Origin of the sequence: Neorhizobium phenanthreniclasticum, assembly GCF_040066075.1 — a bacterium.
GTDB lineage: Bacteria > Pseudomonadota > Alphaproteobacteria > Rhizobiales > Rhizobiaceae > Neorhizobium > Neorhizobium petrolearium.
Genome location: NZ_JBEAAL010000019.1, coordinates 74762 through 92315 on the forward strand (window position 1 = coordinate 74762; position 17554 = coordinate 92315).

Sequence of the window (17554 nt, forward strand, 5' to 3'; positions counted from 1 at the left end):
CAGCATCTTAGCGAAGCTAAGTGCTAGATTTTGTTGGTGAGGGAGTTTCAAGAGAGGCAATCATGGCAATTGCGCTCACTAAACTGCCTCCCCCGCCCATTCCTTCCCGCCAGAATCAATGCTAACCCTCTGATGCAGCTATTCCGAGGGCCAAAGCAAACCCGTGTTCCGTGTTCCCTTCCTCATCGCGATCGCACTTGCCATCGCCTTCGGCGGCGGGATCTGGTCCACTCTCATGGCGCTTGACGCGACCGTCGGCTTCGGCGCCATCAAGCTCGGGCCCTGGGAAGCCTTTCCGGAGGTGCAGACCGCCAAGGCGGACCCCTACGCGAAATCACACCGGGCGAATGCCGGCAAGCTCATCTATGCCAGCGCCGAAGGCCTCGTCTTCACCGCCGCCACAGACGAGACGGGCGCCCGGCTTTCCGGGAACTGCTCCTACCGTCTGACCGGCCATACGCCGCCGGCGCGTTTCTGGACGCTGTTTGCCAGCGCACCCGGCGCCGCCCCGCCGTCCGCCCGTTCCGACCTGCCGAGGGCGCTCAATTCCCGCATCGTGCTGCGCGACGAGGACGGCAGCTTCGATATCGCCATTTCCTCGACGGCCAGGCCGGGAAACTGGCTCGCCGTGCCGGCTCCCGGCTCGTTCCGGCTGACGCTGACGCTCTTCGATACGCCGACGGCCGGCAGTTCCGGCCTCATCGACCTGACCATGCCGCGGGTCGAAAAGATCGGGTGTGGCAATGCTTAGACCTCGGTCGCGATTTGCGCTGCAGATCCTTTTCGCCGTCGTGACCGGCCTCATCGGCGCAGCACTCCTGCATCTCGTCATCGTGCTACTGCTGCCGGAATTCAGCGAGCGGGACGCCTATACCCGCATTCTGGCGGAAGGCGATATCCACCGCTTTCACCGCCTCGGCGAACGACCGGACCGGGCGGGGCTTTCCAAGGACGATCCATTCGTGGAAGCTGCCGTGTGCGCTTTCGATGTCGGGAGCGGCCCCGTGCGGCTGACGGCTCAAAATGGCGGCGTGCCCTTCTGGTCGCTTGCCGTCTACGACCAGTCGTCCAACGAGGTCTTCAGCATCAACGACCGAACATCGGCCGGCGGCATGCTGGACGTGGTGATCGCCACGCCGGTGCAGATCACCACGCTGCGCAAATCGCTGCCGCAGGCGGTCTCGCAGTCGATCCTGGTGGAAACCCAGCAGGCGGAAGGTTATGTCATTCTCAGAAGCCTCGCGCCGCAGGCAAGCTTTGCGGATATCGCCTCGCAATTTCTGACCCAGGCAACCTGCGCGCCCTTCGAGTGGCGTTCCAGAAGCCGGTTCTGACGGTATTGAGTGAAAGGTAAGGACTTGAGCTGCTGGCAAAGAGCGGCAACATCCCCTTCGTCATGCTCGGGCCTGTCCCGAGCATCTAACCACGGCTACGATTTTAAATCTAATCAACAGATTGGTTAGGTGAGCAGATCCTCGGCACAAGGCCGAGGATGACGCCGCGTATGCCGGAAGGTTTGTCGTCAAATAAACCGGGAACTCGATCTATTCGGCATGAACGGCGTGGTTTTCGGCCTTGCGGTCTCCCCGGTCATCGAAGCGCTCATAACGCACCCCGGTGAACAGCAAGAGCCGGCCGGCATCATCTTCCTCGCCGATCCTGATCTGTGGTCGGCGGATATTCTCGCTCCGCCATCTGTTCAGCACTACGATCTCTGCCATGCTCGTCTCCGTTTTCAGGAATTCGAGACGGATGAAGACGGACCGATCTCACCCTGCCCTCCTTGAGGGCTGGTGCTCCCCGAGGGGTAACCCGCGGGCATACCGCACCTTTCTCCTTGCAGCACCTTTTCAAACAAGGCGCAACGATATTCCCGTACTGGCAGCCGGTTCCGCCTCAGCCGGTCGCCTGACGGATGGCCTCCAGGGTCGAGCCCTGCAACGCGAGGCCATCCGGAACCTGAAATCCCGGCAATACACGCCGGTTACTTCGCAAATTCAGCCAGAGCAGCGTTAATAGTGAGTTAATGCTAAAATAGCATTTGCTACCGGTGCATGTCTGGTGTCGGCAATGGAAACGCACGATCGGCCGATTGGTTCACACATCGATCTGACTCGCTGCGCATGGCGATGATGAACCAACAGGAACTCCAAAAAATCACAGACGTATCAAAACGATCCGTTTTCACTGACCGTTAACCCTCAGAGAGTTAGCATCTGGTTAAACCGGGGCGCTCCCTTTCCCATGGATGTTTTCACAGCTGCGTGAGAGCGGCTCGGCGCCACAGGGAGAGTTCCGATTTGAGGACTTAAGCAAGGTACGATGAAAGCGTCAGGCGGGCCTTGAGGCGGGCCTGGATGCTTCGTGGCACCTCCGGATTTGTATTGCGTTGACGTGAGTTTGCCCGTGACGAACGAGTTTCGCGACCTTGAGAGGCCCCCGGCCATGCGTAAGAAGGATGTGGTGCTGATGGCCACCGTGACGAGCTTCGAAAGTCTGCCGCATCCGTCGCGGTCGGAACTTCGACAGTTCGCCGAACTCTTCGCCCCGCTCTTTACCGCTTCCTCCGAAGAGGCCCGTCGCGAGGCGGTCGCAGCGCTTTCACAATGCAGGACCGTGCCGCCGGCCGTCGCCTTTTTCATCGCCTGTCAGCCGATCACGATCGCGGCTCCCTTCCTCATCTCGTCCGCCTGCCTTACCGACGACGCGCTGATCACCATTGCCCGCACGCAAGGAGAAGCGCATGCCCGCGCGATCGTCAGCCGCGAAGCACTGTCGCCGACCGTCATCGATGCGCTCGTCGGTCTGCGCTACGATCACGCGAAGCGCCTGAGCGCCAATGGCGGAGGTACCGAGGAGGTGCGGGCCGTGCGACCGATGCCGGGCGCGACGGACGATGCCGAGCGGCTGGCGCGCGAGGAGCATTTGCGCCGGCACATCAAGGCGCTCGCCGGACATGTCAACCGGCCGGCCGCGGACCGGCTCGGGCTTCGCACCCTTTCGCCGATCCAGGAAGCGCTGCTCGTGCGCTTCGCCCGCAACCGTGAGGCCGGCCTGTTCGCCAGCGTGCTCGCCGACACGCTTTCCGCCAGCCGATGGCTCGCGGAGCGCATCATGCTCGATATCTCCGGCCAGCAGCTCGCCACCACACTAAAGGGCGTGGCCATGGAGACCGACGATGCAGTCTTCATCCTGGAGCGGCTCTACGACCATCTCTCGGCCCCGCAGAACGGCATGCCCCGGGCACAGGCGCTCTGGGAGGCGCTTGACGAGGACGAATGCGGCAGGCGTGTCGAAGCCTGGCGCCGCGCCGACCGCTACACCTACGCCGAACCGCAGCGGCCGGTCGCTTCCGACGCGCGTGATGGCGAAGGACACGAGGCCCTGCCGCAGGTGATCCGCACCACGGCGAGCGCCCGCAGGCCGGTGCACGGCCTGCGCCGGGTTCGATAAAGCGCTGTCTTCAACCGGCGGGCTTGATGACCTCGAAAAGACCGGCAACATCGTCGGTCTCCAATTCCAGCAGCCAGAGATCCGGATCGAAGCGGAGTTCGCGCGACAGCATCTCGCGGACGGCATCGGGTTCTGCCCTTTCCGCCCTCGTCTCGAACTTGCGCCCCGCATCCTCCTCGCCGAAGAAGTTCTGCGGCGCCGGCGCGTAAAGCGTCTCCAGTCCGTCGCGGAACCGCTGGCGGATAAAGATCGCCCCCGCCTCCTCCGCCCCCTTCTTCTCGACGGCGGCGAAACCGCCGAGTGCGAAGACGCGGCGTATCAGGGCGGAAACAAAGATATCGGACTTCAGGCGCATGGCCCGTCTTACGGCGGTTCGCCGCGAAGGGCAAATGGCTGAACGAGCGGCCTTATGTCCAGATGGCCACCCCGAGGCATGTCGAGATCGCGAGGCGACCTGTCCCAAAGGCTTCCATTACGGTTGCTTCTTGTCGCCAATCGATTTCTGGATGGCTTTGACGGCCGCTTTAAGCGGCGAGATGTTTTCACTCACAACGACCCAGATCACGTCGTCTGCAATCTTGTGATACTCGTGGCGCAGGATATTGCCGATACCGCGAATCTTCTTCCAGGGAATATCGGGAGCAAGGTTTAACAGCTCATCAGGTATGTGACGGGAGGCTTCCGATATGATTTCCAGCGCTCGTTGCGTGCCGTGGCGCAGCAACCAATCGTGTTCAAACTCGGCCAGGGACTTTCCGGCGGTATGGGTTTCAATGCCTTCGATCGCTTCCAGAATTTCAGCTAGAACCGGCTCGACCTTGCGCTTGACCATCAGAAAATACGGACGGCGGATTGTTCTATATCGGTCCGCAGCATCGGATGCAGGCTGCTGCGGGTCGTAACGTCAACCTCAACGGAAAGCTCTTCCTCTAGAAACTGCTTGATCCCGACGAGGTCGAGGAGCGAGAACCGCTTGGCCGGGTCATAGTCGATGAACAGGTCGATGTCGCTCAATGCCCGTGCTTCATTGCGGGCCGTCGATCCGAAAAGGTAAAGAGCCGTGGCGCCCATGCCTTTCACGGTATCGGCGTGTTGCTGGAGTTTCTTGATGGCGTCGGCTCTGTTCATGACGATAGCCTATATCATTTCGCGCAAGGCATCCATCTTCATCGCCTGACGGGCCGGCAAAGCTCCATTCCCCGGGATTTGCCGATATCCGGCAATCATCGCCGCCACCTAAAGCGTCAAAGCGCGCCGATCGACTTGAGCTTCTTCAGCACCATCTCGTTGGGCTCGCCGGTTTCCGGCAGGCGGTAGTGCTTCTGGAAACGGCGGATGGCGGCCTTGGTCTGCTCGCCGGCAACGCCGTCCACCGCGACATCCGCATAGGCGATGTTCGACAGACCGCGCTGGATCTGCAGGACGAGATCCGCCGAGGATGAAGATGCCGCCGGCTTTTGGGCGACAGGTGTTGCCCGGGGCCTGGCATTCGTCCGGGGAGTCGATCCGGTGCTGGGAATCTCGGCAGGCGGCCTCATCACCGGGCGGCGCTCGGCCGAGCGGATCGCCGCCGCCACGGGGTCCTCGTTGCGCGCAGCAGCAACCTTTTCCGGCGGACGGCTTACGGGGATCGCCTTCGACGAGGAGGCCGGCTGGGCAGGCTTTGCCGGGGCTGCCTTCGCGGTTTCAACCGGAGCCGGCCTTTGCGGGACGGGTTGCGGCGCGGCCTCCCGGGCCTCTCTCTGGATTGTTTCCGGGCGCGGTGCGGGAACGGCGACCGGCAGCGGATCGGATACGGGAGCGGAGACCGGCCCGGCTACCGATTCGGTCGCAGGTGCCGTTGTGGCGGGCGACGATGGGGGCGCATCCGGATCGGCGCGCTCGATGCGGAAGGTCGTCACTTCCTCGGGCGCTGCGCGGCGCACGGGCCGATAGCCGGCGATGGCATTCGGGTCGCTGGCGTCGCGGGTGGCAAGGAATGGCGCGGGATGGCCCCCCGGCTGGTACCAGAGCGCATTGGCAGCGACGAACGAGAAGACGACGATGAAGGCCGCAGCGCCGATGACGGGCCTGGGATGGCGCGCAGCGGCGCGTCCCGCTGCCGAGAGGAGGCTCGACAGAAGGCCCGGCTGCCGGACAGGCTTTCTCCTGTCAGGCGATTTTCGCTTCCGCGCGGCCATCGATAAAATCCTGTTCGTCCATCATGAACGTTTTCTGCGGCGTTAGCCGGGCTTTGCTGAGCCGCGGCGGGAATTCGACTTTCTCCTCCCGGGTTTGGTCCCGTTTGCTTCCGATCCCCGACCCATCGGCCGGCAGCGAGACCGTCACCACGGTCCCTTCGCCCGCACGGCTGGCGATCGAAAAACGGCCGCCATGCAGCGCCACCAGACCCTTGACCAGCGAAAGGCCGAGACCGGTTCCTTCGTAGCTTCGAGTATAGGCATTTTCAACCTGCATGAAAGGCTGGCCGATGAACTCCAGCTTCTCGGCCGCAATGCCGATGCCGGTGTCGCTCACGGAAATCACCACGTCGTCACCGGCGAGCACCGCGTCGATCGAAACGGCGCCGCCGGCCTCGGTGAACTTGATGGCATTGCTTGCGAGATTGATGAGGATCTGCTGCACCGCGCGGCGGTCGGCGATGACTTCGCCAAGGCCCCGGGAGGCGCGGCTTGCCAGCGTGACGCCCTTTTCACGCGCGGACAGGTCGAGCATGGCGCGGCAGGCCTCCATGGCCTCGGCGAGCGCGAAGGGTTCGGCGATCAGTTCGTAGCGGCCGGCCTCGATCTTCGACATGTCGAGCATGGTGTTGACGACAGAGAGCAGATGCGCGCCCGACTGGCGGATCAGCCCGACATATTCGCGCTGGCGGTCGTTCTCGAGCCTGCCGAAATATTCGCCGGCGAGCACGTCCGAAAAACCGAGGATCGCATTGAGCGGCGTGCGCAGTTCATGGCTGACGGCAGCGAGGAAGCGTGACTTCGCCTCATGGGCGGAGCGCGCCTCGGCGACACGGGCGACCGCCTCAGCGCGCAGGTCTTCCTCTTCCGACATGTCCCGCGCCTGCGCGAAGGCATGCACGAACTGCCCCTCGCCGTCGCGAATTGCGGTCATGTCGAGCCGGACGGGCAGGAACTGGCGGCCGGCGGCCGAGAGAGGCCGTTCGATCCGGATGTCGACAACCGCGCTTGCCGCCCCCTGGCGCAGCACATCGAGCGCCTGGACGAGGCCGATCCGGTCCGACACATGCACGCATTCGGCAAGCGGCAGGCCCGAAGCCTCGCTGAGGCCGACGGGAAAGGCGTCACGGTCGCGTCCACCCGTCTTCATGACCTGACCCTGCGGGTCGAGGATGAGCGACAGGCCCGGGCAGGCCTCGAAAGCAATCTCCTCCGGCTGCGGGACGACGGCGGAGACGACCGCATGGCGCGGCAGCGCAAAGAGGGCCGCGACGGCCAGCAGGAAGAAAGAGATGACCAGTGCGGCGCCGACCGGCAGCGCCAGCGCGGGGGTGAAGACGAGCGTGAGCGCGGACGGCACGACAACCAGCGTTGCGAGGCAGGCAAAGACCAGGCGGCGGAAGAGCGCAATCTCCTCAGCGCGAGCCACTTCGCCTTCGCTAAGGCGAGTGAGCCAGCGGTTCACGGTCTCATCGACCAGAAGAACCATCCTGTCGGCAATGTTACTCAATACGCGCACGCCATACCCTGAAGAGACTCGTTTTTTCACGGGGGACAATAGGCCCCCGCGGCTTAAGGAAAGGATAAAAGATAGGGTGCCGAACGCCCATCCGAAGCCCGAAATCCGACTTTGGCACATCTTCGCCAAGCCTTCTCCGCTTGTGGTTAACACGACGTAAGCGACGGATTTGGTTTGATTTTTCCTGCGACGTTAACTTTTGTGGCAATCGAGCGGGCGCAAAGCCCAGAGCTTTTCGGGCGTCTGCCGCAATTATGCTTAACATCATCCGCTAAAATTCGAGACAAGCTCGCCAGAAGTGTCATGCAGCGGAACCGATAGATCGAATTTTAGATAAATTTGCCGAAAAACCGAGCGGTTGCGTCAAAGCCATATTTGCTTCCGGGCGGTACAACCATGTTCAAGACCGGCACAGACCCGGCGGCCCTGCACCATCCAGGAATCACTCCGGAAGCCGGCAGGGAAAACAGGTGGACAGGACGATGTGGTTTCTCATCAAGGGAACATTCTGGTTCGCAGCCGTGCTGGTGGTGCTCTCCTACTTCAGCAGCCGGCCTGTGACCGTGACCGAGGGTGTCTCGGCGATTGAGGTCGGCGACGCTTTTCACGCCGCGACCGAAGCCTATCAGTATGTGAGCGCCATCTGCCTGGAAAAGCCGGATGTCTGCGAAAAGGGCGCCGAAACCTTCTCGGTACTCGGGGTCAGGGCCAAGGAAGGCGCCCGCGTCGCCTTCGAACTGCTCGACAAGCAATTTGGAAATGGGCAGCCCGGCGTGAAGGAACCGGAAACCGCAGTGCTCGCCGATCCGGACCCGACACCCTTTCCGTCCGAGGCCGCCGAAACCGCTCCCGCCCCTGCCGACACGATCTCCACCGGCACCATCCTGACCGGTTCGGTGCCGGTACCGCAGAAACGCCCGGTTCACTGAACGGGATCGTCCTTACGAATTTCAAAGCTTGCGCCGGGCCTGATTGCCTCGGTTCCCGGCGCCGGACCTGCCTGCCCTGCTATTCGGCATTTTGCTGACGCCGTGAGGAATGAACGCCTCACGGCGCATTTTTTTCTTTTATCCCGCATTGCAATGCCTATATGAAACGCAGATAAACCGGAGCGCTCATGGCCAGTATCGACCAGATCATCGACGATTTCGCCTTCCTCGACGAGTGGGAAGACCGCTATCGTTATGTGATCGAGCTCGGCAAGGAACTGCCTGATCTTCCCGACGACAAGAAGACGTCCGAGTACAAGGTGCAGGGCTGCGCGAGCCAGGTCTGGCTGGTCAGCCATATCGAAGACGGCAGCTCCGATCCGGTGATGACATTCAAAGGCGATTCGGACGCCCATATCGTGCGTGGCCTCGTCGCCATCGTCCTCGCCGTCTACTCGGGAAAGCGAGCCTCCGAGATCGTCGCGACCGACGCGATCGAAATCTTCGACCGCATCGGGCTCGTCGAACACCTCTCCTCGCAGCGCGCCAACGGATTGCGCTCCATGGTCAAGCGGATCAGGGAAGAGGCAAGGATGAAGGCAGCGGCGTAAAAGTCCACGCTCCCGAAATGCCCCTCATCCGCCCTGCCGGGCACCTTCTCCCCGCAAGCGGGGCGAAGGAGACATGCCGTACCCTTTGTCCCCCTCTCCAACAGTGCTTGAGGCAAGTCCCCTCGCCCCGTTTACGGGGAGAGGGTCAGGGTGAGGGGCATTCAAACCATGAATCATAGAACGGGCCGGTAATCCTCCGTGCCCCAATGGTGGCTGCGGCGGCTTGCGGGCGGCGGCGCGTAATGACGGGCGAGCGCCAGAAGTGCGGCGCGCAGCATCAGCTTTGCCGAGCGCGCCGGCCACTGGCGTTCGCGCTCCACCGTCTCCAGCCCCTTGGAAAAGCAGCAGACGTCCACCGCCACGCCGGAAAGTTCCGGTCCCATGGCATCCATTGCCCTGGAGAATCTCAGCCTTGCGGCCATGGCGCTGTCGGCGATCTCCGCCTGACCGCCCGCATGCCCTTTCGCCCGGCTTGCAAGACGCGGCTCCCAGGAGGCGGTGACGCGCGGCTGCAACTGCCCGCGGGTGAAATCGGCAAGCAGCCGTTCGCCCGCCTCGATCGCGTCTGCCGGCAGGAAGGGCTTGCCCTCTCGATCCTTCATCCGCGCCACCGCGCCGAGCGGCGATTCCAGAAGATTGCGCCGGACCGGCTGGCGGGCACCTTCCACCTCGGTGGTGGCGGCAACCATCTCGCCATGCTGCTCGATGAACGCCTCTCCGCCCGTGACCAGGGCCCGGCGCAGGAAGGCCGATGCCTCGGCAGTTGCCGTAAGCCGGCCGCCTGAAAGCTGCGCCAGCCCGAGCGACCGGGCTTTGGCAATCACGGCTTGCGAATAAAGCCGCTCCCCGCCACCGGTTACCCGCATCTCGCCGCCTTCCGCCGTCTCGACCGCGCATTCGCCGCGGGCGAGCTGGCGGATCAATCTGAGGAGCTGCTTTCCAAACGATGGATCGGGCTTCCTCTCATTCATGGGCCGGTACCTCCGACATGCCGAAGACGACCGTGACGATCCGCTCCACCGCCGAGACGAAATCGTCGAAGGCGGGATCGTCGCGGCGATCCTCGACCACATGGCAGGCATGGCCGACGGTCGTGCGATCGCGGCCGAAGGCCTCTCCGATATCGCTCATCGAGATCCGCAGCGCCACGTGGCAGACATACATGGCGATCTGCCGCACATGGCATGAAAGCCGCCGCCGGTCCCGGCGCAACATCACCCGGTCACCGAAAAGCGGCACAAGTTCGCCGACCATCTGGCGGACGATCCGGCACACATTCCTGAGCGGCAGGCTGGCGGGAAGCCCAGGCGGATGGCTAGCGGCACAGGCAGCGATCAAGCGGCCGGGCGGCGGGACGAAAGGCTCGAAATGTTTCTCCAAAGGCATGACAAATTCCCTCATGAATAGGAATTAATTCATACACCTTAGAGCAAAAGCGAGGATGCAAGAAACTGTCCGTCTACAACTTATCGCTGAAATTATTGATATTTTTGACAAGAGCCAGAGAGAAAATGGGATTTTTTTCCTCTAACCATCCCCGTCCTGCCTCCCGCAAGGAAAAACCGGGCGTGGAAGCCCGGTCTTCATCGCATTCGCATTTTCGGGTACAAAATCCCATCCCCGGTCGCGTTACGATCGGTCTCCACCGGAGGGATTGGCTTTTTCCCAATTGGCCAGCCAGCGTATGTCCCGGCTCAGGCGGCCTTGCTGCGCTTGCGGCGCTGCCCAAGACCCATTTCCTTGGCGAGCCTGGAGCGCGCTTCCGCGTAAGCCGGGGCTACCATCGGATAATCGGCCGGCAGACCCCATTTCTCGCGGTATTCTTCCGGAGTCATGTTGTAATGGGTCATGAGGTGCCGTTTCAGCGACTTGAACTTCTGACCATCCTCGAGGCAGATCAGATAGTCGTCTTCGATGGACTTCTTGATCGGAACGGGCGGCTTCGGCTTTTCGACGGCTGTCGCAACCGGAGCCGGCGAGGAGGTGTTGCTCAGCGCCGAATGCACGTCGGCGATCAGGTTCGAAAGATCGCTGACGGGGACCACGTGGTTACTCACATAGGCAGCCACGATATCTGCTGTCAGTTCAACCAGCAGGTCCTGGCCTTTGCCCAATGCGATGTCTGTCATTTCCTGTCTCCTGTTGTAAGTGACCGGCAGGCCCGCGACCTCCGCGGCACCCGACCGTTCGCAGAGTCTCCCGAAGAAAACCCAAAACCCCCGCATCGTCCTTGGACCGAAGCCTACCCCTAAGCTTCATGCGGAAGAAAAGCGATTTTCGCCGGATATTGCTTTCGACTGAAATCAGCCTCGTCATCGACCTACCTGTTTTTCAGTCTGAAAAACTTGCCGGCTCTATCGAATTAACGAGGTGACGCCTAATCTAGAACAACATCTGCACTCTACTATTCATGAAGTAGCACTGCTTCGCTAAATGTCCAAGTGCGTTTTTACCAGCAACCGGCCTTTCTGCCGGTTATAGAAGGCAAAAAGCAGCTTTACTGCCAGATACACGAGTGTTCTCTCAATTATGACAGGCTTATAACTCGTTTCTGACAGACTATATTCATTCTCGATAATCATTCATTTCGTCTCGTACAGACAACTCGGAGAGCTTGTAGCCTACTTTGTGCGCTGCCATGGCGAGCAAATGCGCCGAAACCGGGGCCGTCAGGACGAAGAAGAAGAAGCCCGCGATCGCACGTGCAAACGTCGCAAGATCGCCGGCATGCAGACCGACCGCCAGAAGCATGAGACCGGAGCCGACCGTACCGGCCTTGGAGGCGGCATGCATGCGGGTATAGAGGTCCGGCAGGCGGTTGATGCCAATCGCCGCAACCAGGACGAAGCCGGCCCCGACGAGGACGATGAGAGCGGTGAGTATGGCAACGAGCGAACCGATCATTTTCCTGCCTTTCTCCGCACGGCCGGCCCGGCACCGTCCTTGCGCTTGCCCGCCGGCTTTCGCCTGCGCGCGGATGGAGCCGCGATCAGCCTCATGTGCGGTCCTTCCGATGTTTCCTCCCGCCGGACGCGCGACAGGATGAAGCGGGCAAATGCAACGGTCGCCAGGAAACCGACAAGGCCGAGCGAGATCGCGATATCGATATAGAGCGTGAAGCCGGTGCGGATGGCGATCAGCGCGATGAAGCCGATGACGATGCCGACCAGCATGTCGAGCGCCAGAACCCGGTCGGGAAGCGTCGGCCCCTTGATCACCCGCCAGACGGTCAGGAGGAAGGAGAGGCCGAGTATCAGGAGCGCCGCCCACAATACCCAGGAAAGGATCGCTTCTGCCGCCGTCACCGGAACGCCTCCATGATCTTCCTCTCGAAACCGCCGGCGATATCCCTCACCGTCGCATCGGTATCCGAACAGTCGATCGCATGCACGAAGAGCGTCTTGCGATCTTCGGAGACATCGACCGACAACGTGCCCGGGGTGAGCGTGATGAGATTGGCAAGCAGCGTGATCTCGAAATCCCGGTCGACCGTCAGCGGGAAGGCGAATATGCCGGGCTTCAGGTCCATGCGCGGACTGACGACCAGGACCGCCACTTTCCAGGCCGAAAGCGCCAGTTCCTTGAAGAACAGCAGAAGAAGCGACAGGATGCGCCCGAGCCGCCGCCAATAGCCGCGGGCACTCATCTGGTCACGCACGACCCAGAGCGACAGCGTCGAAAGCGCAAAACCGAAGATCAGGTTGTGCAGCGTCGCGCTGCCGGTAATGGCGGCCCAGATGATGGCCAGGACAAGCGACAGGATGAAGATGATCACGGCAGGGCACCCCGCTCTATCGCGGATTGGGGAAAGACGGACAATATATAGGCCGCCGGATCGGCGAGATTCGTCGCCGCCTTCTGGGTAAGATCCAGCAGCGGTTCCGGCAGCAGGCCGAACAGGACGACGAGGAAGGTCAGGGCGCCGAGCGGCAGGACAATGCGCCAGTCGCCGGGGGGCGCACCCTCGCCGGGCATTTCGGGCGCCGGTGCGGAAAGCGGCCGCCAATAGGCGAGCAGGAAGACGCGGCCGAGCGCCAGGGTGATGACAAAGGCGGAGACGAGGATCGACGCCGCCAGCCACCAAGCGCCGATGTCGAGCGAGGCCTTGAGCAGCACCACCTTGGGCCACATGCCGGCAAGCGGCGGCAGGCCGGCGGCGGCCAGGAAGAAGGCAAACGAAGCGGCCGAAAACCATGGCGCCCGGCGATAAAGCCCGCCGAGCCCCGAAAGCGACCAGGCACCGGCAAGCCGGGCGGCCTCGCCCGCCACCAGATAAAGCGCGGTCATCGTCGCCACGGAATTCAGGGCATAGAGGATCGCGCCGCTGACAGCCGCCGGCGTGCCGATCGCGACACCTGCCATCATGTTGCCGATGCCCGCGATCACCAGATAACCGACCAGCTTGCGGATATCGTTCTGGGCAAGCGCGCCGAGCGCCCCGATCAGCATGGTCAGCGCTGCGGAAACCGCGATCATCAGGCTCAGTTCCTCCCGTTCGACGGGAAGCAGCATGACGGTGACGCGGATCAGTGCATAGATGCCGATCTTGGTGAGCAGGCCGCCGAACAGGGCCGACACGACGATGCGCGGCGTGTGATAGGAGGCCGGCAGCCAGAAATTCACCGGAAAGGCGGCCGCCTTCATCGCGAAGGCGAAGATGAACAGCGCCGTCAGCGTCGTCAGCGGCGCCGTCTCGCGCAAGGTCCCCGCCTTCCTGGCGATATCGGCCATGTTGAGCGTGCCGAAGATCGCATAGAGATATCCGACCGCGATCAGGAACAGCGTCGTGCCGATCAGGTTGAGGATGGCATATTTCAGCGCGCCGTCGATCTGCTCGGGTTCGGACCCCAGGATCAGCAGGCCGAAGGAGGCGATCAGCAGCACCTCGAACCAGACGTAGAGGTTGAAGATGTCGCCGGTCAGGAACGCGCCCGTCACGCCGGCCATCAGCAGCATCAGGAAGGGAAAGAAGCCGTAGCGGCGGCCGCTCGCATCGATGTCGGTGAGCGCGAAGATGCCGGCGGCGAGCGCCACGACGGCCGATACGAGCGCCATGACGGCACCGAAGAGATCAGCGGTGAAGGCAATGCCGAACGGCGGCAGCCAGCGGCCCATCACCATGGTGACGGGACCGTGAACCAGGACGCGCCAGAGCAGCCCCGCATCCAGAAGGACGAGCAGCGCGAGGCCGGCGATCGCGATCGTGCCCTGCAGGCGAACGGATTTGCGGACCATCATCAGGAGCGCGCCGAACGCGATCATCGATGCCACGGGCAGGACCACCAGCCAATCGGCAAGCGGCACGGGTGCAAGGACAAGTGCTGCGGAAAGGTCGACGGGAACGGTGGAGGGAGTTGCCATGGCTATGGGTTATCCCCTCTTCTCATCCTAGAGGCAAAAATACCCCCCTCTGGCCTGCCGGCCATCTCCCCCTCAAGGGGGGAGATCGGCAAGACGCGCCAGCTTCCCAAACCATCAACCGTTTCGGATTTAACCACGGCAGTCTCGAACCTGTGTTCAGCGCGGGAGTTCACCGCTATCCGATCTCCCCCCTTGAGGGGGAGATGGCCGGCAGGCCGGAGGGGGGTATCTGTCGCAAACTGCATCACTCAATACCCCATCGGCGGGCGTTCTTCGTCCCGCGGTTCGGCGAGGCGCATCTCGTCCGTATTGTCGGTGCCGAGTTCCTGGTAGGCGCGATAGGTCAGCACCAGGAGGAAGGCGAAGAAGGAGAAGGAGATCACGATCGCCGTCAGGATGAGCGCCTGCGGCAGCGGGTTTGCAGTGCCGGCCGGAAGCTGGTCCATGCCCGTCGGGATGATCGGCGGGACTTCGCGCGTCAGCCGGCCGGTGGTGAAAAGAAGGAGGTTCACCGCATTGCCGAGCAAAACGATGCCGAGCAGCATGCGCACTGTATGCTTCGACAACAGAAGATAGACTGCGGCGGCGAAGAACAGCCCGATCAGGATGGCAAAAAGCGCTTCCATCAGCCTTCCTCCCCGCCTGTTTCCGGCCCCGGTTCCTGTTCGAGCGCAAGCGCGATCGAGGTAATGGCGCCCAGCACGACAAGATAGACGCCGAGGTCGAAGGACATGACGGTCGCCAGCGGCACTTCGACGTCGAAGAACACGGGATAGATCCAGAGGCCGGTCATGAAGGGCACGCCGAAGAAAATCGAGACGAGGCCGGAGAGAGTGGAGAGGAAAAGCCCGGCGCCCGCAATCGCCATCGGATGGAAGCGGATGGCGCGGCGCACCGCGCCGACCCCGAAGGCGATGCCGTAGATCGCCAGCGCCGAGGCGGCGATCAGCCCGCCGATGAAGCCGCCGCCGGGCTCGTTATGGCCGCGCAACAGCACGAAGATCGAAAACAAAAGCATCAGGGCGGTGAGTACGGGGGCGACCGTGCGCAGGATGAGCGTGTTCATGCTGCACACCCTTTCGCTATCAGATGAAGATTTACCAGAGGGGGATAAAAGACTGCCGTCACTGACCCACCTCCTCATCAGTCACCTTTTTCGCCGCCCGCACCCGGATCAGCGCCAGGACCGCAAGGCCGGTCACCATCACCACGGCGATTTCACCCAGCGTATCCGTGCCGCGGAAATCGACGATGATGACGTTCACGACGTTGGCGCCATGGGCGATCACCTTGGAATAGGCATTGAAGAAATCGGTCAGCAGATTATCGAAGGGCGCCTCGACAGACTTCAAGAGCAGGAGCCCGAAGCCGAGCCCACAGGCGACCGCAACGCATGCATCGAAGAGCAATTGCCTGCGCGGCCGATGATCGGCAGGCGAAAGCCGAAGCCGCGTCATGACCAGCGCCAGGATGACGACCGACAACGTCTCCACCATGAACTGCGTGAAGGAAAGGTCCGGCGCGCCGAACAGCAGGAAGATCACCGCGACGGCAAAGCCCTGGATGCCGAGCGAGACGATCGCCGTCAGCCGGTCCTTCGCCCTCAGCACCGCGACAATGCCGATCAGCGCGATCAGAAGGAAGGCCCCTTCCTGCACGAGGATGTTTTCCGGCCAGGCCGGCATGCCCGGCAATTCGTCAAAGACGACGGGGGGAACCAGCAGCGTCAGCGCCAGCAGGATGAACGTGGCGGTGATATAGACCTCCAGCCTTCCGGGCTGCACGAAGCGGGTGATGGCGACCGAAAGCCGGACAAGCCCGGAGACGAAATGATCGAAACCGAGATCCGGTCCGGGTCCCAGATTTTCCAGCACACGGACCATCAGTGCGCGGGCACCGTCCAGCCGCCAGAAGACGAACACGCCAAGCCCTATGGTGATGACCGAGAGAACGAGCGGCATCCCGATATGCGGCACGGTGGTGATATCGATCATCACCTTCTCGCCGGAGACCGCGCTTGCCATGGGCGAGGAAACATAGCGATGCGCAAGACCGGAAAACAGCGCTCCGAACAGCCCCAGCACGGCCAGGACGGCCGGCCCCAGCCAGAGGGCGACAGGCCCCTCGTGAGCCGATTTCGGATTCGCGCTGGGCGGCCCGAAAAAGGGCCTGATGGCGATGGCGAAGGCCACCGCAAACATCAAGGCATTGCCGATCACCGCAAGACCGGTAAAGAAGACGGCACGCGGATTGCCGGCCGCAAGGGCGGCATAGATTTCCTCCTTGGCGAGAAAGCCGAAGAAGAGCGGCAGGCCGCCCATCGAAAGGGCACAGAGCATTGCCGCCGCGAAGGTGATCGGCATGGCGGATCTGAGCCCGCGAAGCTGAGTCACGTTGCGGTCTCCCGCTTCGTGGTCCACGGTCCCCACCACCATGAAGAAGCCGCCCTTGAACAACGAATGCGCGACGAGATAAAGCACCGCCGCCTCAACCGCATGCGGCGCCCCGAACCCCGTCAGCATGACGAGCAGGCCGAGCGAGGCCATGGTCGTATAGGCCAGCATCAATTTCATATCCACCTGACGGACGGCGAGGAAGGTGCCGGCAATCAGCGTGATACCGCCGAAGAAGGGCAGCAGGATTTCCCAGGCCGGCGTCGCGCCCATGACCGGATTGAGCCGCATCAGAAGATAGACGCCGGCCTTCACCATGGTGGCCGAATGAAGATAGGCCGAGACCGGCGTCGGCGCCTCCATGGCGTTCGGCAGCCAGAAATGAAAGGGAAACTGCGCGGATTTGGTGAAGGCGCCGCCGAGGACCAGAAGAAGCGTCGCGAGATAGAACGGGCTTTCGCGCAGGCCGTCTTCCGTGTGGACGAGCAGCGAAAGCTGGGTCACGCCGGTGATGTTCCAGAGGAAGACAAGGCCGGCGAGCAGGCAGAGCCCTCCCCCGCCGGTGACCACCAGTGCCTGCAGCGCGGCGCGGCGCGCCTTCTCCCGCCCGTGATCGAAGCCGATCAGCAGGAAGGAGGTGATGGAGGTCAGTTCCCAATAGACGAAGAGCATCAGGAAACTGTCGGACACGACGAGGCCGAGCATCGCCCCCATGAACAGGAGGATGAAGGACAGGAAACGGCCCTGATCCGGATGGCCCTTCATATAGCCGCCGGAATAGATCACGATCAGGGTTCCAATGCCGGTGATCAGCAGAGCAAAGGTCAGCGACAGGCCATCAAGGAACCAGGAAAAGGATAGGTTGAAGCTCGGCGCCCAGGCATAACCGCCCGTCACGACTTCGCCTGCGGCGACTTCGGACAGGAAGCCGCAGAAGTGCAGAAAGGCGAGAAACGGCGCCAGAGCCAGCAGCCAGGCCGCCTTGTCACCGAACCGGCGGGTGAGAACAGGAGCGAAAACGGCGCCCATAAAGGGGAGGAACAGGACAACGAATGTCAATGCCGGCACATTGGCAGCCATGCCATCTCCTTTTGAAACCGCGAGAACC

Annotated in this window: 21 protein-coding genes; 5 read left to right on the forward strand and 16 right to left on the reverse strand. The window is 62.4% G+C overall.

All coding sequences use genetic code 11. The features are described 5' to 3' along the window. Positions 1-163: 163 nt before the first annotated feature. Together ABK249_RS21955 and ABK249_RS21960 are read left to right on the forward strand one after the other, a co-directional pair. Positions 164-751 carry a DUF1214 domain-containing protein gene (locus ABK249_RS21955; protein ID WP_348864006.1) on the forward strand — a complete coding sequence of 196 codons (588 nt, stop codon included), beginning with the start codon at positions 164-166 and terminating at the stop codon, positions 749-751. Further along, positions 744-1334: a DUF1254 domain-containing protein gene (locus ABK249_RS21960; protein WP_037157599.1), complete on the forward strand. Its 591-nt coding sequence runs from the start codon at positions 744-746 to the stop codon at positions 1332-1334. The genes ABK249_RS21955 and ABK249_RS21960 overlap by 8 nt, the downstream gene beginning before the upstream one ends. Positions 1335-1544: 210 nt before the next feature. On the opposite strand, the gene ABK249_RS21965 is transcribed toward ABK249_RS21960, so the two are convergent. Then, on the reverse strand, positions 1545-1721 hold the full coding sequence (locus ABK249_RS21965) for a hypothetical protein (RefSeq protein WP_200884009.1): 177 nt from the start codon (positions 1719-1721) through the stop codon (positions 1545-1547). 685 nt (positions 1722-2406) lie between these two features. On the opposite strand from ABK249_RS21965, the gene ABK249_RS21970 reads away from it, so the two are divergent. Continuing rightward, positions 2407-3453, forward strand: coding sequence for a DUF2336 domain-containing protein (locus ABK249_RS21970; protein ID WP_348864007.1), 1047 nt, complete (start codon positions 2407-2409; stop codon positions 3451-3453). A gap of 10 nt (positions 3454-3463) precedes the next feature. On the opposite strand, the gene ABK249_RS21975 is transcribed toward ABK249_RS21970, so the two are convergent. The 5 genes from ABK249_RS21975 to ABK249_RS21995 all read right to left on the reverse strand — a co-directional run bounded on the left by ABK249_RS21975 (position 3464) and on the right by ABK249_RS21995 (position 7122). Beyond that, a complete protein-coding gene (locus ABK249_RS21975) occupies positions 3464-3808 on the reverse strand; it encodes a DUF1491 family protein (protein WP_227702238.1) in 345 nt (114 codons plus the stop codon). A gap of 117 nt (positions 3809-3925) precedes the next feature. Then, a complete protein-coding gene (locus ABK249_RS21980; RefSeq protein WP_348864008.1) occupies positions 3926-4285 on the reverse strand; it encodes a HepT-like ribonuclease domain-containing protein in 360 nt (119 codons plus the stop codon). Beyond that, the gene (locus ABK249_RS21985; protein ID WP_037157607.1) at positions 4285-4581 is read right to left on the reverse strand and encodes a nucleotidyltransferase family protein; all 297 of its coding nucleotides are present in this window, start codon (positions 4579-4581) and stop codon (positions 4285-4287) included. Before ABK249_RS21985 ends, ABK249_RS21980 begins: the two co-directional genes overlap by 1 nt. Before the next feature lie 116 nt (positions 4582-4697). After that, positions 4698-5633, reverse strand: coding sequence for a peptidoglycan-binding domain-containing protein (locus ABK249_RS21990; protein WP_037157610.1), 936 nt, complete (start codon positions 5631-5633; stop codon positions 4698-4700). Then, complete coding sequence (locus ABK249_RS21995; RefSeq protein WP_265105765.1) at positions 5605-7122, reverse strand: sensor histidine kinase; 1518 nt, start codon at positions 7120-7122, stop codon at positions 5605-5607. Before ABK249_RS21995 ends, ABK249_RS21990 begins: the two co-directional genes overlap by 29 nt. A 500-nt stretch (positions 7123-7622) precedes the next feature. Between ABK249_RS21995 and ABK249_RS22000 the strand changes: the two genes are divergently transcribed. Both ABK249_RS22000 and ABK249_RS22005 read left to right on the forward strand, forming a co-directional pair. Next, positions 7623-8081 (forward strand): DUF5330 domain-containing protein, encoded by a 459-nt coding sequence (locus ABK249_RS22000; protein ID WP_415926469.1) that lies wholly within the window; start codon positions 7623-7625, stop codon positions 8079-8081. Between the two features lie 188 nt (positions 8082-8269). After that, positions 8270-8692 carry a SufE family protein gene (locus tag ABK249_RS22005; RefSeq protein WP_210051435.1) on the forward strand — a complete coding sequence of 141 codons (423 nt, stop codon included), beginning with the start codon at positions 8270-8272 and terminating at the stop codon, positions 8690-8692. Positions 8693-8865: 173 nt separating this feature from the next. Here ABK249_RS22005 and ABK249_RS22010 read toward each other — a convergent pair whose 3' ends face one another. The 10 genes from ABK249_RS22010 to ABK249_RS22055 form a co-directional block, all read right to left on the reverse strand. Then, positions 8866-9663: a DUF6456 domain-containing protein gene (locus ABK249_RS22010; protein ID WP_348864009.1), complete on the reverse strand. Its 798-nt coding sequence runs from the start codon at positions 9661-9663 to the stop codon at positions 8866-8868. Beyond that, on the reverse strand, positions 9656-10078 hold the full coding sequence (locus tag ABK249_RS22015) for a helix-turn-helix domain-containing protein (RefSeq protein ID WP_348864010.1): 423 nt from the start codon (positions 10076-10078) through the stop codon (positions 9656-9658). Before ABK249_RS22015 ends, ABK249_RS22010 begins: the two co-directional genes overlap by 8 nt. 308 nt (positions 10079-10386) lie before the next feature. Continuing rightward, the gene (locus tag ABK249_RS22020) at positions 10387-10821 is read right to left on the reverse strand and encodes a Ros/MucR family transcriptional regulator (RefSeq protein WP_037157632.1); all 435 of its coding nucleotides are present in this window, start codon (positions 10819-10821) and stop codon (positions 10387-10389) included. 436 nt (positions 10822-11257) lie between these two features. Then, positions 11258-11596: a monovalent cation/H(+) antiporter subunit G gene (gene mnhG, locus ABK249_RS22025; protein ID WP_037157634.1), complete on the reverse strand. Its 339-nt coding sequence runs from the start codon at positions 11594-11596 to the stop codon at positions 11258-11260. Continuing rightward, positions 11593-11997, reverse strand: a complete 405-nt coding sequence (locus ABK249_RS22030) for a cation:proton antiporter (protein WP_348864011.1) — start codon at positions 11995-11997, stop codon at positions 11593-11595. Before ABK249_RS22030 ends, mnhG begins: the two co-directional genes overlap by 4 nt. Beyond that, positions 11994-12467 carry a Na+/H+ antiporter subunit E gene (locus ABK249_RS22035; protein ID WP_037157638.1) on the reverse strand — a complete coding sequence of 158 codons (474 nt, stop codon included), beginning with the start codon at positions 12465-12467 and terminating at the stop codon, positions 11994-11996. The genes ABK249_RS22030 and ABK249_RS22035 overlap by 4 nt, the downstream gene beginning before the upstream one ends. Then, positions 12464-14053, reverse strand: coding sequence for a Na+/H+ antiporter subunit D (locus tag ABK249_RS22040; RefSeq protein WP_037157641.1), 1590 nt, complete (start codon positions 14051-14053; stop codon positions 12464-12466). The genes ABK249_RS22035 and ABK249_RS22040 overlap by 4 nt, the downstream gene beginning before the upstream one ends. A 248-nt stretch (positions 14054-14301) precedes the next feature. After that, positions 14302-14679 carry a Na+/H+ antiporter subunit C gene (locus ABK249_RS22045; protein ID WP_037157644.1) on the reverse strand — a complete coding sequence of 126 codons (378 nt, stop codon included), beginning with the start codon at positions 14677-14679 and terminating at the stop codon, positions 14302-14304. Then, positions 14679-15119 carry a Na+/H+ antiporter subunit B gene (locus ABK249_RS22050; protein ID WP_037157647.1) on the reverse strand — a complete coding sequence of 147 codons (441 nt, stop codon included), beginning with the start codon at positions 15117-15119 and terminating at the stop codon, positions 14679-14681. The genes ABK249_RS22045 and ABK249_RS22050 overlap by 1 nt, the downstream gene beginning before the upstream one ends. Before the next feature lie 58 nt (positions 15120-15177). Beyond that, the gene (locus tag ABK249_RS22055; protein WP_348864012.1) at positions 15178-17526 is read right to left on the reverse strand and encodes a putative monovalent cation/H+ antiporter subunit A; all 2349 of its coding nucleotides are present in this window, start codon (positions 17524-17526) and stop codon (positions 15178-15180) included. Positions 17527-17554 lie beyond the last annotated feature (28 nt).

Bases quoted from the DNA above. Each gene is read 5' to 3' on its own strand.
- ABK249_RS21985 (WP_037157607.1), bottom strand. From the start codon at position 4,581: ATGAACAGAGCCGACGCCATCAAGAAACTCCAGCAACACGCCGATACC.
- ABK249_RS22020 (WP_037157632.1), bottom strand. From the start codon at position 10,821: ATGACAGACATCGCATTGGGCAAAGGCCAGGACCTGCTGGTTGAACTG.
- ABK249_RS22015 (WP_348864010.1), bottom strand. From the start codon at position 10,078: ATGCCTTTGGAGAAACATTTCGAGCCTTTCGTCCCGCCGCCCGGCCGC.
- ABK249_RS21980 (WP_348864008.1), bottom strand. From the start codon at position 4,285: ATGGTCAAGCGCAAGGTCGAGCCGGTTCTAGCTGAAATTCTGGAAGCG.
- ABK249_RS22040 (WP_037157641.1), bottom strand. From the start codon at position 14,053: ATGGCAACTCCCTCCACCGTTCCCGTCGACCTTTCCGCAGCACTTGTC.
- ABK249_RS22050 (WP_037157647.1), bottom strand. From the start codon at position 15,119: ATGAACACGCTCATCCTGCGCACGGTCGCCCCCGTACTCACCGCCCTG.
- ABK249_RS21990 (WP_037157610.1), bottom strand. From the start codon at position 5,633: ATGGCCGCGCGGAAGCGAAAATCGCCTGACAGGAGAAAGCCTGTCCGG.
- ABK249_RS22010 (WP_348864009.1), bottom strand. From the start codon at position 9,663: ATGAATGAGAGGAAGCCCGATCCATCGTTTGGAAAGCAGCTCCTCAGA.
- ABK249_RS21960 (WP_037157599.1), top strand. From the start codon at position 744: ATGCTTAGACCTCGGTCGCGATTTGCGCTGCAGATCCTTTTCGCCGTC.
- ABK249_RS22055 (WP_348864012.1), bottom strand. From the start codon at position 17,526: ATGGCTGCCAATGTGCCGGCATTGACATTCGTTGTCCTGTTCCTCCCC.
- mnhG (WP_037157634.1), bottom strand. From the start codon at position 11,596: ATGATCGGTTCGCTCGTTGCCATACTCACCGCTCTCATCGTCCTCGTC.
- ABK249_RS22005 (WP_210051435.1), top strand. From the start codon at position 8,270: ATGGCCAGTATCGACCAGATCATCGACGATTTCGCCTTCCTCGACGAG.
- ABK249_RS22045 (WP_037157644.1), bottom strand. From the start codon at position 14,679: ATGGAAGCGCTTTTTGCCATCCTGATCGGGCTGTTCTTCGCCGCCGCA.
- ABK249_RS21995 (WP_265105765.1), bottom strand. From the start codon at position 7,122: ATGGTTCTTCTGGTCGATGAGACCGTGAACCGCTGGCTCACTCGCCTT.
- ABK249_RS21975 (WP_227702238.1), bottom strand. From the start codon at position 3,808: ATGCGCCTGAAGTCCGATATCTTTGTTTCCGCCCTGATACGCCGCGTC.
- ABK249_RS21965 (WP_200884009.1), bottom strand. From the start codon at position 1,721: ATGGCAGAGATCGTAGTGCTGAACAGATGGCGGAGCGAGAATATCCGC.